The organism is Promicromonospora sukumoe 327MFSha3.1 (genome assembly GCF_000385135.1).
Taxonomy (GTDB): domain Bacteria; phylum Actinomycetota; class Actinomycetes; order Actinomycetales; family Cellulomonadaceae; genus Promicromonospora; species Promicromonospora sukumoe_B.
Genome location: NZ_ARQM01000010.1, coordinates 2,074,058 through 2,087,056 on the forward strand (window position 1 = coordinate 2,074,058; position 12,999 = coordinate 2,087,056).

A 12,999-nucleotide genomic window follows, 5' to 3' on the forward strand; every position below is an offset into this window, starting at 1 on the left:
GGGTCGGGCGCGTGACGTCGGTCACGCCTCGCCGACGTCGTCGTCCGCGTCGTGGGGCGCGTCGCCCGGCGTGTCCCCCGCCGCCGCGACGGCCTCCTCGGGGGGCTTGCGCAGCGTGCTGTAGACCGCCCAGGCCACGGCGATGAGCGGCACGGCGACGATCGCGCCCAGGATGCCGCCGACCACGGTGCCGCACGTGACGCCCAGGGCGACGACGACGGGGTGCAGCGAGACCTGCTTGCCCATGATGAGCGGCTGCAGCACGTGCCCCTCGAGCTGGCCGATGCCGGCGATGCCGAGCGTGACGATCAGGGCGGTCAGCAGCCCGTCGGCCGCCAGCGCCACGACGGCGGCGATGATCATGGCCAGGGGCGCGCCGATGAGCGGGATGAACGTGCCGATGAAGACCAGCACCGCCAGCGGGGCGGAGAGCGGCACGCCGAGGATCGAGAGGAAGATCCCGGCGAGGATGCCGTTGGTGATCGCGACGAGCACCGTGCCGCGCGTGTAGCCGGAGAAGGTGTACCAGCCGGCGCCCGCGGCGTCGTTCCAGCGGCCGCGGGTGCGGGCGGGGACCTGCTGCATGAACCAGCGCCACATGGCGCCGCCGGACGCGAGGAAGAAGACGGTGCAGAAGATCGCGAGCGCGAGGACGGCGATGCCCTCGACGATCGAGCCGGCGCTCTCGGCGGCGCGGCTCACGAGGGTCTGGGAGTTCTCCTGGATCCAGTTGGCGGCGTCGTCGATCCACTGGTCGCGCCGGTCGAGCTCGACGTCGAACGGGAACCGGTTGTTCTCGATGAGGCCGACGATCTGGTCGATGCCGGTGTTGAACTCCCCCGCGAGCCGCTCCCACTGGCCGGCGACCGAGACGACGACGTACGTCACGAGGCCGCCGACCACGAGGATGCCGGACAGGATGGCCGCCGCGGTGGCCAGGGCGCGGGGCATCACCCGGTCGTAGAGGTCGGTGAGCGGGTTGAGCACGGCGGTGAAGACCAGTGCCAGGAAGACCGCGACGAACACGATCAGCACCTGGGTGACGGCCCAGAAGACCAGCGCGACGCCGGCGACGACGAGGATCAGGCGCCACGACCAGCCCGCGGAGGTGCGCAGCCACGGCGGCGGCGCCGAGTCGCGCTGCCCGGATGCACGCTGCACAGGGTCCCGGTGGGGAACACCGGGCTGCGTCACATCGGGCCGTGGGGCTGGTCGTGGTGCGGGGTCAGGCACCGAGTCAGTCTGCCCCATCGACGGCCGGCGCGCCGGGTGCCGGAGCCGTCCGGCGCATCGTGCAGTAGACGGCCCAGGCCACCGCGGTGAGCGGGACGGCCACGACGGCGCCCAGCAGGCCGCCGAGCACGGAGCCGGCGGCCACCACGAGCGCCATGACCACGGGGTGCAGCGAGACCTGCTTGCCGGTGATGAGCGGCTGGAGCACGTTGGCGTCGATCTGGGCGACGACGACCATGCCGATGAGCACGACCAGCGCCAGCACGGGGCCCTTCGCGGCCAGCGCGACGAGCACGCTGATCACGATGGCGGCGACGGGGCCGATCATGGGGATGAACGCGCCGAGGAACACCACGACCGACAGGGGCAGGGCGAGCGGCACGCCGACGACGGACAGGAAGATCCCGGCCAGGATGCCGTCGGACAGCGCGACGAAGAACATGCCCCGGGTGAAGCCGGAGAACGAGTTCCAGCCCGCGGCGGCCGCGGCCTCCCAGCGGTCGTGCCGGTCGGCGGGCACGAAGTCCAGCGCCCAGCGCCACATGCGGCCGCCCTGGGTCAGGAAGAACACGGTGCAGAAGATCGCGAGGACGACGGCGGTCGCGCCCTCCGCGATCGACCCGGCGCTCTGGGCGGCGGTACCGGCGTAGTCGCCGGCGTGGGCCTGGAGCCAGGCGCCGCCGTCCTCCAGCCACTTGTCCGGACCGCCGAGGCCGGCCAGCATCGGGATGCCGGTGAGCAGCTCGGCGAGGTCGGTCAGGCCGGTGGCGAACTCGGTGGCGAGGTCCTCCCACTTGCTCACCACGGACGAGACCACGTAGGTGACGAGCGCGCCGACGGCGAGCACCGCCGTCAGCAGCGACGCCGCCATGGCCAGGCCGCGCGGCATGACCCGGTCGTAGAAGTCGCCCAGCGGCAGCAGCACGGTGGTGAACACCAGGGCCAGGAACAGGGCGACGAACACCACCTGGACCAGGCCCACCACGTAGAACACGACCGCGACGGCGGCCACGATCCCGACCAGCTTCCAGGCCACCTCGCCCGCGGAGCGGATCCACGGGGCGCCGAAGGTCGTGGGCGGGCTCTGGGGTACGGCCTGTTCCGGAGCCGGGTCCTGCGGGGTGGTGGGCGGCTCAGCCGCCGTCGTCGGCGCTACCGTCGGCGCTTGTGCCGTCATCGCCTTGCTCCCGATTTTGTTATGGGCGAATTGTCCAGGGCGGACCCTAGCGGCGGCCCGCTTCTCCCGACAACTCCCGCCCGACGGGCGGTCACTCCCGGAGAGTCACTCCCGGAGCGGCCGCCCGGTCAGCGCCGCGACGTCGCGCGGGGCGGCCTGGGCGACGACGGCGTCGCGCCGGTCATCCTGCCCGGTGGCGCCCGGCGGGAGCAGGGCGGCGACGGCGCGCGCCACCTCCGGGTCGCCCGCGGCGTCGGCCAGCGCGCCGGTGCGGCCCAGGGCGAGGTTCGCCGCGGCGGACGTGCCGGCGTCGGGCGAGGCGGCCAGCAGCTCCAGCGACAGGGCCGCTGCGCCCAGCACGCCGGCGCCGAGCACGGACTGCAGCACGTCACGGTCGCCGAGCAGGCCGGCGAGCACGGCGTCGTCGGGCGCCGTGCGGACGAGCGCGACGGGAGGCGACTCGACGGTCTCGCCCCGCCGCGCCGCGAACCGCGCCGTCAGCTCGTACCTGCCGGGCGCGGGGAACAGGGGTGCGCTCCCCGACGTCAGCAGCGGCACCGAGGCGACCAGGCGCCCGCCCGCGGGCAGGTCGACGGACCTCGGCGCCGAGTCGGCGGGCCACGGCCACGTCGCGGGCACGGGCGTGCCCCCGGCAGCCGCGACCAGGATCTCGAGGTCGCCCTCGACGAGGTTCAGCCGGGCGCTGACGGTGGCCGGGCTGCCGGTGGCGACCAGCTCGACGTCGGCGAACGCGATGCGGTCGAGCGGCAGGGCGGCAGCGGCGGGCCGGAGCCGCAGCTCCAGCCCGCCCGCTGTCTCGTGCGTGCTCATCGCGCCCTCATCGCGCCTGCGGCTCGACGAAGTCCGCCGCGACGCGCTGCGCGGCCGCGAAGTCCTTCCCCGCGGCCGTGCGGGCGCCGCCCTTCGCACGCGACTTGAGCGCCGCGATCGTGTCGGCCACGACCGGGGCGTTCCGCTCGGTCGGGCTCGCCACGGTGACCGCGAGCGCCGCCGCGCGTTCGGCCGAGCGGCCCGTGAGGGCCAGGTCGAGGAAGCGAGCGGCGTCGTCGGGGGCCGCGGCCCGGACGTCCTGGGCGCGGACGTCGGTGAACGGGCGGGTGAGCGCGTTCGCGAGGACGAGGGCCCCGGCCGCGCCGGTGTCGGTGTCGCTGTGCTGCTCGGCGAGCTCGGTGAGGACGGCCCGGGCGGATTCGTCCGTGGCGAAGTCGCCCAGGGCCATGGCCCGCCCGACGCCGGGGGTGAGTGTCTTGGCGCTGATGTCGACCTCGGCGGCGGAGGCCGGGCCGCGGACGTCGACCGTGACGGACGCGGAGCGCACGGTGGTCAGCGGGTCCACCTCGAGCTGCGCGGCGACCGTGTGGCGGCCGGGTTCGGTGAACGTGACGCCCTGGTTGGTGAAGAACACCTGGACATGGTTGCGCACCGACTCCCCCGGCTGCAGCACGACGGTGGGGCGCGGGCCGCAGCCGACGGCGACGTCGACCAGGTGCTGCACCGTGCGGTCGGGCGGCGTGTGGAGGAACACGAGGTCGCCCTCGGACAGGTTGATCAGCGTGGTGACGGTGCGCGGCTGGTCGGAGACGTTGGTCAGGGCGACCTCGGCGGTGACGTACTCCCCCACGTACGCCTGCGCGGGCATGGTGACCGTGAGCTCGAGCCCGTCGTCGCCCGTGTCGCCGCCGAGCCCGGCGACGTCGACCGGTGCGGGCAGCCCGGCCGACAGGTTGCCGTGTCCCCAGCCGAAGTTCTTCCAGCCGGGCCGCACCTGCGGGTCGGGCGAGTGGATCAGTGAGGTGCGGTCGTGGTCCGAGAACACGAACGCGGCGTTGTTCGGGTAGGGGTTGGCCGCGGTGGCGAAGCCCATGACGTCGCCGGTCTGGTTCATGATCTCGATGCCGATGCCCGGGTTGTGGACGTCGTGCTTGGGGTGCCACAGGTTGAACGCGTGGCCGGCCTCGTGCACGAGCGTGCGCAGGAACGCGGCGGGCACCTCGTCGAGCGGGCGGCCGCGGGCCGACGCCGCGATGAAGGCGTCGTTGCCGAGCTGCACGTCGGCGAACCCGGCGGCGCCCTCGCGCGGCACGGTGTCGTCGTCGAACATGATCCCGAACAGGCCGCCCTGCGAGGAGCCGACGAACAGCCACAGCCGCCAGCCCTCGCCGGGGACGGTCTGGCGGTGGCCCGTCATGAGGGTGGCGAGCTCGGCGTTGGTGAGGTCGTTGTCGTTCGGCACGTTGATCTCGTCCGTCACGACCGTGACGTCCCAGCCCGCGGTCGCGTAGACCGAGCGCACCGTGGCGGTCGCGCCGGAGCCGATGGTGGCGGAGGCCGGGAAGACGCGGTTGACCATGGCGTCGACCTCGATGCGGCAGCCGCGGTACATCGGCGACGTCTTGCGCGCGGTGACGTCGGTGACGCTGCCGCCGATCGACAGCGTGCCCGTCATGCGGTCGGACGGGCCGAGGAACCGGGACGCCGTCGTGACGACCAGCGGTCGCCGGCAGCTCAGGGTGAGCGTGCCCGTGTCGGTCGAGACGAACTCCTGGGTGGTGCGGTTCCACAGGTGCCGGACGATCTGCACGGTCAGCGTGCCGCCGGAGTAGGTGGAGCCGTTCGAGCGGAAGTACCAGGAGTACTCCGAGGCGGGGAAGGCCGGGTACCAGCGGAAGCTCAGCGACGGGATCTCGCCCAGGATCCCGGGGTCGATCCCCTGGGTGTCCGCGCCACCGGTGTCGCCGGTGTCACCGCCCGGCGTGCCGCCGGCGACGCCGCCCGGGACGCCGCCGGCGAGGGGCCCTGGGTCGGGGACCGGGAACGGGCTCGGGATCGGCAGGCGCGGTTCGAGGACCGGCGGGAAGACCCGGCGGGAGTACATGTCGCCCGAGACGCGCAGCGACGAGGTCCCGACCTCGATGCGCATCGCACCGCGCACCTCGGGGCCGAACACGGTGCGGCGCTCCAGCTCGAGCAGCCACGAACCGTCCAGGGTTCCGATGGGGCACGGCCGGGTGAGCAGCTCCGGCCGGATGACGGGGCCGACGACGAGCTGGCCGCCGGCGTCGAACTCGAGGGGCGCGCTGTGGTGCCCGGCGTGATGCGAGTGGTGCGAGTCGTGCGCGGCCCGGGCGTCGTTGCCGCAGCCGCAGTCGTTGTCCATGGGTTCTGCCCTCTTCCCGACCGCGGACGCGGCCGCTACAGGAGGAGAGGGGCCGACGGACGGTGCTGATCGTCCCGGCGGCGGCAATCACCCGGGTGAGCTCCCGGGGACCACGCCGCCCCGCTCAGCTGCGCGACGTCCGCCCCGCCAGCGCCCGGAAGGCGACGGTGAAGCTGACCAGCGCGACCGCGGCGATCGAGGCGGCGCCCTGCCAGAGGGCGGTGCCGTCCCAGCCGTCCATGATCAGGGACCGCAGGGCCGCGAGCAGGTAGGTGACGGGGTTGTAGACCGCGATGGTGGCGAGCCACCCGGTCAGGGCGTCCAGCGGGAGGAAGGACGTGGTCAGGAACGCGAACGGGAAGAACAGCAGGAAGCTGGAGCTGACGGCGGCAGGATTCCCGGTGCGGAGCGCGATGGCGTACGGGAACCCGGTGAAGGCGAGACCCCAGAACCCGGCCAGCAGCAGGAAGGCGACGACGCCGGCCACCCCCGTGGCGAACCGCACCCCGAGGGCGAAGCCGAGCGCCAGCACGGGCACCGACAGGGCGATGACCAGCACGAGGTCGGCCACCATCAGCCCCAGCAGCAGCGAGGTGCGGTGCATCGGCGCGAGCAGGAGCCGGTCGAAGTAGCCGCCGGTGATGTCCGTGACCAGCGCGCTGGCCCGCGAGACGCCGGTGACCGCGAACACGATCGCGACCGGGATCTGGAACGCCTTGAAGTCGTCGATCCCGGCCACCGTGGCGACGTCGGACAGCGCCCCGACGTTGACGACGAAGAAGAAGACCGGGATGACGAGCGCGGGGATGATCGCCTCCGGCTCCCGGGGGATCTGCCGCAGGGCGCGGATCGCGACGGAGGCGAGGTCGTGCCAGAAGCCGGCGGGGCGGCCCTTGACGGTCTGCTGCCGGACGTCCTGCGTGCTCCGGCCGGTGCTCCGGTCCGTGGTCATGGCCGGCCCTTCTCCTCGTCGTCCAGGATCCGCTCGCCCGTGACCCGGAAGAAGACGTCGTCGAGCGTCGGGCGGCGCAGGGCGAGCTCGCGGACCCCGATGCCCGAGCGGTCGAGCGCGAGCGCCACCGGGCTGATGGCCCGGGCGCCGTCCTCGACGGAGACCATGAGCCGGTGGGCCTCGACGTCGATGCTCCGGATGCCGCCGAGGCCGGCCAGCGCGGTGCGCGCCGCGTCGGGCCGGTCCGCGACCTCCACGACGACGACGTCGGTCCCGATGGTGCGCTTGAGATCCTCGGGGGTGCCCTCGGCGACGATCAGGCCGTGGTTGATGATCCCGACGCGGCCGGCGAGGGCGTCGGCCTCCTCGAGGTACTGGGTGGTCAGGAAGACGGTCATGCCGAGGTCGCGGTTGAGCCGCCGGATCTCCGCCCAGACGGCCGCGCGGCTGAGCGGGTCGAGCCCGGTGGTGGGTTCGTCGAGGAAGAGGACCTGCGGGTTGTGCACCAGCGCGAGCGCGACGTCGAGGCGGCGCTTCATGCCCCCGGAGTAGGTCGCCACGCGGTCGTCGAGGGCGTCGCCGATGTCGATGAGCTCGCGCAGCTCCGCGACCCGCTGCGCCGTCTCCCGCGCGGTCAGCCCGTAGAACCGGCCCTGCAGGCGCAGCAGCTCCAGGCCGGTCTGCTTGTCGTCGAGCGCCGCCTCCTGCAGCGCCACCCCGATGCGCAGCCGGACGGCGGTGGCGTCGTCGACCACGTCGTGCCCCGCGACCTTGGCCGTGCCCCGGGTGGGCGCCAGGAGCGTGCAGAGCACCCGGGTCAGCGTCGACTTCCCGGCGCCGTTGGGCCCCAGGAACCCGTAGACCTCACCCGCCTCGACGCTCAGGTCGACGCCGGCCACCGCCCGCTTGTCACCGAAGTGCCGCTCGATGCCGCGGGCCACGACTGCCTGCTCTGGCATGCCCGTCCCTCCCGTGACACCACTGTGGCAGGCCGGGGCACGGGGAGCGCGCGGAGCGCGAGGCCGCCTGTCTTCGTTGTACCCGCCCGGCGGTCCTGTCAGGATGCCGGGATGGTGGAGATCGTCGCGTCCTCGGGTTCCGTCACGCTCTCCGGGACCCTGTGGCTGCCCGACGACGCCCCCACCGCCCTGCTGGTCATGCACCCCGGGTCCGGGCCGTCCGACCGGCACAACGACGTGTACTTCCCGCCGATCCGGAACGCGCTGCTCGCCGCGGGGGTCGCCGTCGCGGCGTTCGACAAGCGCGGCGTCGGCGGGTCGACCGGTTCGTGGCTGGCGGCCGGGATCGAGGACCAGGCCGACGACCTGCTGGCCGGGCTGGCGGCCGCCGTGGATCGGGTGCCCGGGGTGCCCGCGGGTGTCTTCGGGCACAGCCAGGGCGGCTGGGTCGTGCTGGAGGCGTGCCGCCGCGCGGGTCTCGGTTCAGCGACACTGCCCGGGCCGAGGTTCGCGGTGACCAGCTCAGGTCCCGCCGTCAGCGTGATCGAGCAGGAGCGGTACTCAGTGCGCAACGCCGTCCGCGCCCTGCCGGAGGCCGACCGAGCGAGCGCGGTGGCGGCCGCCGACCAGGTGCTCGACCTGATGCGGGACGGGGCGCCCCACGCCGACCTGACCGAGCTCCTGTCGGCCTACCCCGCCGAGGCCGAGGGACTGGCCGGGGTCTGGGGCATCAGCACCGGCATCACCGCGGAGGAATGGACGCACCTCGTCCTGGTCGGTGCCTACGACCCGCTGCCGGCGCTGCGCTCGCTGTCCGTGCCGCTGCTGGCCGCGTTCGGGGGCGACGACCCGGTGACGCCGTCGGTCGCGAGCGTCGAGGTGCTGCGGCGCGAGGTAGCGGCCGGGCTGCTGAGCACGGAAGTGCTGGCGGGCGGGAACCACCGGATGGCGGCACCGGGCGCGGTGGACGACGGGGCGGGACCAGGGGCGTTCGTGCCCGGATTCCCGGAGGTCGTGGTCGAGTTCGCGGTCGCGCAGGCGAAGCAGGGCGTCGTCGGGCGGTAGTGCTCGTGCCGCGGCCACCCGAGCCGGGCGATTCACCGGGAACGGGTGAGGGCACGAGCCCACCGGCGCACTGGAGTGAGGAGGGAACGGGAGACCGCGCGCTCCGCGCGGTCTTCGGCGAGGACTGACCTCGTCGTTCCTGCCCGACAAGGAGCGAACATGACCAGCGCACAATCCTCCGGGCCCGACCCCTACCCCGGGATGACCCCGGTCGCCTACTACGGCCCTCCACCTGACGCCCCCAGCCCCGCGGGCTTCGGGGGCGCCATGCTCATCGTGGTGTCCCTGTTCCAGATCCTGCAGGGGATCTCCGCCGTGGCCCAGGACACGGTGTACGTGACGGGCGTGGACTACGTCTACGCCTTCGACGTGACGACCTGGGGCTGGATCCACATCGCCCTGGGTGTGCTCGCCCTGATCGCGGGGATCGGGGTGCTGGGCCGCCAGACCTGGGCGTTCGTCACCGGGATCGTGCTCGCCGGCCTGGCGTGCCTGGCGAACTTCGCGTTCATCCCGTACTACCCGATCTGGAGCCTGATCATCATCGCCTTCTACCTCCTGGTGATCTGGGCGCTGAGCACCCGCTTCTCGCGGCGTGCCGAGGCGTGACGACCACATACCGCCGACCGAGGTCCTCTCAGAGCCGCTGCGCGAACCGCACCGGCTCCACGGTCTCCGCGCTGTGCCGGGCCGCCCAGTTCTCCAGGGAGGCACGGCAGGCGTGGTCGAGGTGGTGCAGGTCCGCCAGGTCCACCTCGACGGGGCGGTCCTGCGGGAGCGCCTCCAGCTGGTCGAGCAGCTTGGGCAGCCGCAGGAACGTCGCGCTGCCGCTCAGGCGCACGGTGAGCGGGCCGGTGCCCGGGTCGGTCACGTCCAGGTGCACGCGCGAGGTGTCCCAGGCGGTCTTGACCACCGAGAGCGCCAGCCCGACCAGCACGCCCTCGAACATGCCCACCGAGACGATCGCCAGCGCGGTCGCCGTCAGGACGAGGGCCTCGCCCCGGTGCTCCCGCCACAGCCGCCGGATCTCCGCCAGCGGGATGAGCTTGAAGCCCGCGTGCACCAGCACGCCGGCCAACGCCGCCACCGGGATGAGACCGAGTGCCGCCGGCACCAGGGCCGCGAAGAGCAGCAGCCACACCCCGTGCAGCACGCGGGACGCCTTGGTCCGCGCCCCCGCCTGGACGTTGGCCGCGCTGCGGACGATGACGGCGGTCAGCGGCAGGGCGCCGAGCACACCGCACACCGCGTTGCCCGCGCCCTGCGCCATCAGCTCCTGGTTGTAGCGGGTGCGCGGCCCGTCGTGCAGCCGGTCGACGGCGGCCGCGCTGAACAGGCTCTCGGCCGACGCGATCAGCGTGAAGGCGAGGATCGTGCCGAGCACCCCGAGCTCGGCGAGCCGGCGGAAGTCCTCGGGCCCGGGCGGCTGGATCGAGTCGAGCAGGCCCTGCACCTCGACCATCGCCACCGACGGCTCGAGGAACGCGCCCGCCACGATCGCCAGGCCGACGGCCACCAGGGGTGCGGGGACTACCCGCAGCCGGCGTGGCATCCGCGCCCACAGGACGAGCACGGCGATCGTGCCCAGCCCGAGCGCGAAGGACGTGAGCGCGGCGGGCGAGCGGACGACGTCGACCAGCATGCCGGGCAGGCCGGCGATCTTCGCGAGGCTCGTGGCGGGCGCGCCCAGCCCCGCCATCGAGTAGAGCTGGCCGGCGATCAGCACCAGGCCGATGCCGGCGAGCATCCCCTCGACGACCGAGACGGAGATGGCGCGGAACCAGCGGCCCACCCGGAGCGCGCCCATCAGCAGCTGGAGCAGCCCGGTGGCGAGCACCAGCACCCCGAGCACCGGGAGGCCGAACTGCTGCACGGCCTGGTAGACCAGCACCGTCAGGCCGGCGGCCGGACCGCTGACCTGCAGGCTGCTCCCCGGGAGGAACCCGGTCACCAGCCCGCCGACGATGCCCGTGACCAGGCCCAGCTCCGCCGGGACGCCGGAGGCGACGGCCACCCCCACGCACAGCGGGACGGCGACGAGGAAGACGACGAACGAGGCGGTCAGGTCCGCCAGGAACGTCCGGCGGCGCGACGACGGCGGGGCGGCCGCCGCACTCCCGGGCGCGCTCACAGCGGCGCGCCCTTGCCGGCGGAGGGACGGGCCTTGAGAGCTCGAGCCCGGCGAGCACGAGCCCCGAGAGCCCGTTCCCGGAAGAAACGAGCCTGGTCAGCGAAGGAACCGGCATGAACGAGTAGATGCTGCATCAGATACCCCCTGGTGCGCCCCCTGAGCGCATCGGTCGTCGACGAAAGTGCGGAACGTCGGGTAGGTGAGGTGCATGTGGTGACCCGGTACGAGCCCCGGTACGGATCGAGGCCGTGATTCGGCGTGTCCCTGCTGAGACCAAGTCTTGGGACTGAATCTCAGAGCAACCTCAGAGGGCGGGTGAAACAATCGGGCGCATGGACCTCGACGCCCGCCGTCTCCTGCTGGTCGAGGACGACAGGCGCCTCTCGCAGCTGCTCGTCCGACTGCTCACCGCGGAGGGCTACGACGTGGTCCCCGTCTACGACGGCCAGGCCGGGCTGCACCACGGGCTGACGGGCCGGTGGGACGCGCTCGTCATCGACCGCACGCTGCCCGCCATGGAGGGCGTCGACCTGGTCCGCCGGCTGCGCTCGCGGGGCATCACGACGCCGACGATGCTGCTCACCGCCCGCGGCACCACCGAGGACCGGGTGGAGGGCCTCGACGCCGGCGCGGAGGACTACGTCGTCAAGCCGTTCGACAGCGACGAGCTGCTGGCGCGCCTGCGGGCGCTCCTGCGCCGGCACACCGACACCTCCCCCGTGATCGACCTCGGGGGACGGCGCCTCGACGTCGCGTCACGGCGGGTGCTCTCCCCCGACGCCGATCCCGTCGAGCTGTCCGCCCAGGAGTGCGCGCTGCTGCGGATCATCGCCGCCAACCCGGGCCGCGTGCGCAGCCGCGAGGAGCTGCACCGGCGCATCTTCCAGAACGCGGACAGCCCGAACGCCGTCGACACCTACGTCTACTACCTGAGGCGCAAGCTCGGCGCCGGCATGATCCGCACGGTGCGCGGCCTCGGCTACCAGCTCGGCGCCACGTGAGCGCTGCGATCAGCGACCGCCGGCTGCTGCGCAAGGCGTCCCTCGCCGTCGCCCTCCAGACCGGCGCCGCGGTCGGGATCGTCGTCTCCGCGGTGATCGCCCTGGTGTACGTCGTGGGGCTCGAGGCCCGGCGGGACGCGTCCGAGGTGAAGCTGCAGGCCAAGGTCGCCGAGGCCGGGAGCCACCACGTGACCCTGGACGGCACCGACACCGTCGTCGTGGACGGCATGCCCACGAACTGCCCGGAGCGCCACGTGCGGGAGACCGCGGCTCGGCTGCCCGACGGCCAGTCCCGGGTCGAGGTCTGCGGCAACCCGTTCCTCGCCTATGTCGGCGAGTCGCCCGACGGCACCCGCGTCACCGCGATCATGAACTTCGTCGAGCAGCAGGAGGAGACCGAGCGGCTCACCCGGTTCTCGCTGGCGGCCGGCGCCCTCGGCGTCCTCGCCTCGGCGGTGCTCGGCTGGGCGTTCGGCCGCCGGGCCGTCCGGTCGCTCGGCGACGCCCTGGCGTCCCAGCGGCGGTTCGTCTCCGACGTCAGCCACGAGCTGCGGACGCCGCTGGCGATCCTGCTCACCCGGGCCCAGCTCCTGCAACGCGGTCCGGCGCACGACGAGGCCCAGCGGCTGGAGCTGGAGCAGCTGACCCAGGACGCCAAGATCGCCGCGGAGGTGGTCGACGACCTGCTCCTCGCCGCGGAGATCCAGCACCGGCCGCTCCCCCGGGTGCCGGTCGACCTGGGCGCGGTGGCCGGCGAGGTCCGGGCCTCGTTCGCCACGCGGGCGCAGCTCGCGGGCGTCGACCTGCTCGTCGACGCCCAGCCGGGTACCGACTACGTGGTCACGGGCACCACCACCGCCCTGCGCCGCGCGCTGTCGTCGCTCGTCGACAACGCCCTGGCCCACGTGGACGACGGCGGCCGGATCGTGATCTCGCTGCGGCCGCGCGGCGCGGGGATCGCCGTGGCCGTGATCGACGACGGCGAGGGCCTCGACCCCGCCCGGGCACGCGAGCTGACCATGCGGTTCCGGCGCGGGTCGCACGACAAGGCGGGCAGCGTGCGGCTGGGACTGGGTCTCTCGCTCGTCAGCGAGATCGTCACGGCCCACGGCGGGGAGCTGACGATCGACGGCGCGCCCGGGTCCGGTGCGACGTTCGCGCTGTCGTTCCCGGCGTCGAGCATCCCGCGCGGGAACCGGGAGGCGCCCGTGCACCTGTCACCGAGCGTGTGAGGGGCCCGGGTCTGGACTACCGTGGCTGCGCCGGGGTGACGCTGCCCGTCCGCGTGACCGGGCAGGTTCCG

Annotated in this window: 11 protein-coding genes; 4 read left to right on the forward strand and 7 right to left on the reverse strand. The window is 73.6% G+C overall.

Translation table 11 applies throughout. From position 1 onward, the window contains the following. Positions 1 to 21: 21 nt before the first annotated feature. From H291_RS0113055 to H291_RS0113080, 6 genes are all read right to left on the reverse strand, one after another. Positions 22 to 1,161, reverse strand: a complete 1,140-nt coding sequence (locus H291_RS0113055) for an AI-2E family transporter (protein WP_020015447.1) — start codon at positions 1,159 to 1,161, stop codon at positions 22 to 24. A 76-nt stretch (positions 1,162 to 1,237) separates the two neighbouring features. Then, a complete protein-coding gene (locus H291_RS0113060; protein ID WP_157236846.1) occupies positions 1,238 to 2,410 on the reverse strand; it encodes an AI-2E family transporter in 1,173 nt (390 codons plus the stop codon). A gap of 105 nt (positions 2,411 to 2,515) precedes the next feature. After that, a complete protein-coding gene (locus H291_RS0113065) occupies positions 2,516 to 3,241 on the reverse strand; it encodes a hypothetical protein (protein ID WP_020015449.1) in 726 nt (241 codons plus the stop codon). A 7-nt stretch (positions 3,242 to 3,248) separates the two neighbouring features. After that, on the reverse strand, positions 3,249 to 5,588 hold the full coding sequence (locus H291_RS0113070; RefSeq protein WP_020015450.1) for a hypothetical protein: 2,340 nt from the start codon (positions 5,586 to 5,588) through the stop codon (positions 3,249 to 3,251). A 124-nt stretch (positions 5,589 to 5,712) separates the two neighbouring features. Beyond that, complete coding sequence (locus H291_RS29950) at positions 5,713 to 6,540, reverse strand: ABC transporter permease (RefSeq protein WP_020015451.1); 828 nt, start codon at positions 6,538 to 6,540, stop codon at positions 5,713 to 5,715. Further along, the gene (locus H291_RS0113080) at positions 6,537 to 7,499 is read right to left on the reverse strand and encodes a daunorubicin resistance protein DrrA family ABC transporter ATP-binding protein (protein WP_033325951.1); all 963 of its coding nucleotides are present in this window, start codon (positions 7,497 to 7,499) and stop codon (positions 6,537 to 6,539) included. Before H291_RS0113080 ends, H291_RS29950 begins: the two co-directional genes overlap by 4 nt. Positions 7,500 to 7,610: 111 nt before the next feature. Between H291_RS0113080 and H291_RS29955 the strand changes: the two genes are divergently transcribed. After that, entirely contained in the window at positions 7,611 to 8,564 is a 954-nt protein-coding gene (locus tag H291_RS29955; RefSeq protein WP_020015453.1) for an alpha/beta hydrolase family protein, read from the forward strand. Positions 8,565 to 8,723: 159 nt separating this feature from the next. Then, on the forward strand, positions 8,724 to 9,173 hold the full coding sequence (locus H291_RS0113090) for a DUF7144 family membrane protein (protein WP_026365708.1): 450 nt from the start codon (positions 8,724 to 8,726) through the stop codon (positions 9,171 to 9,173). 28 nt (positions 9,174 to 9,201) lie between these two features. Here the strand turns inward: H291_RS0113090 and H291_RS0113095 are convergent, their stop codons facing one another. Next, positions 9,202 to 10,695, reverse strand: a complete 1,494-nt coding sequence (locus H291_RS0113095) for a SulP family inorganic anion transporter (protein ID WP_020015455.1) — start codon at positions 10,693 to 10,695, stop codon at positions 9,202 to 9,204. Positions 10,696 to 11,027: 332 nt separating this feature from the next. On the opposite strand from H291_RS0113095, the gene H291_RS0113100 reads away from it, so the two are divergent. Together H291_RS0113100 and H291_RS32575 are read left to right on the forward strand one after the other, a co-directional pair. Then, positions 11,028 to 11,696: a response regulator transcription factor gene (locus tag H291_RS0113100; protein WP_020015456.1), complete on the forward strand. Its 669-nt coding sequence runs from the start codon at positions 11,028 to 11,030 to the stop codon at positions 11,694 to 11,696. Continuing rightward, on the forward strand, positions 11,693 to 12,928 hold the full coding sequence (locus H291_RS32575) for a sensor histidine kinase (RefSeq protein WP_020015457.1): 1,236 nt from the start codon (positions 11,693 to 11,695) through the stop codon (positions 12,926 to 12,928). The genes H291_RS0113100 and H291_RS32575 overlap by 4 nt, the downstream gene beginning before the upstream one ends. Positions 12,929 to 12,999 lie beyond the last annotated feature (71 nt).

Excerpts from the sequence above, each read along its gene's own strand:
- H291_RS0113060 (WP_157236846.1), bottom strand. The coding sequence starts at position 2,410 with ATGACGGCACAAGCGCCGACGGTAGCGCCGACGACGGCGGCTGAGCCG.
- H291_RS0113065 (WP_020015449.1), bottom strand. The coding sequence starts at position 3,241 with ATGAGCACGCACGAGACAGCGGGCGGGCTGGAGCTGCGGCTCCGGCCC.
- H291_RS0113070 (WP_020015450.1), bottom strand. The coding sequence starts at position 5,588 with ATGGACAACGACTGCGGCTGCGGCAACGACGCCCGGGCCGCGCACGAC.
- H291_RS29950 (WP_020015451.1), bottom strand. The coding sequence starts at position 6,540 with ATGACCACGGACCGGAGCACCGGCCGGAGCACGCAGGACGTCCGGCAG.
- H291_RS0113080 (WP_033325951.1), bottom strand. The coding sequence starts at position 7,499 with ATGCCAGAGCAGGCAGTCGTGGCCCGCGGCATCGAGCGGCACTTCGGT.
- H291_RS29955 (WP_020015453.1), top strand. The coding sequence starts at position 7,611 with ATGGTGGAGATCGTCGCGTCCTCGGGTTCCGTCACGCTCTCCGGGACC.
- H291_RS0113090 (WP_026365708.1), top strand. The coding sequence starts at position 8,724 with ATGACCAGCGCACAATCCTCCGGGCCCGACCCCTACCCCGGGATGACC.
- H291_RS0113100 (WP_020015456.1), top strand. The coding sequence starts at position 11,028 with ATGGACCTCGACGCCCGCCGTCTCCTGCTGGTCGAGGACGACAGGCGC.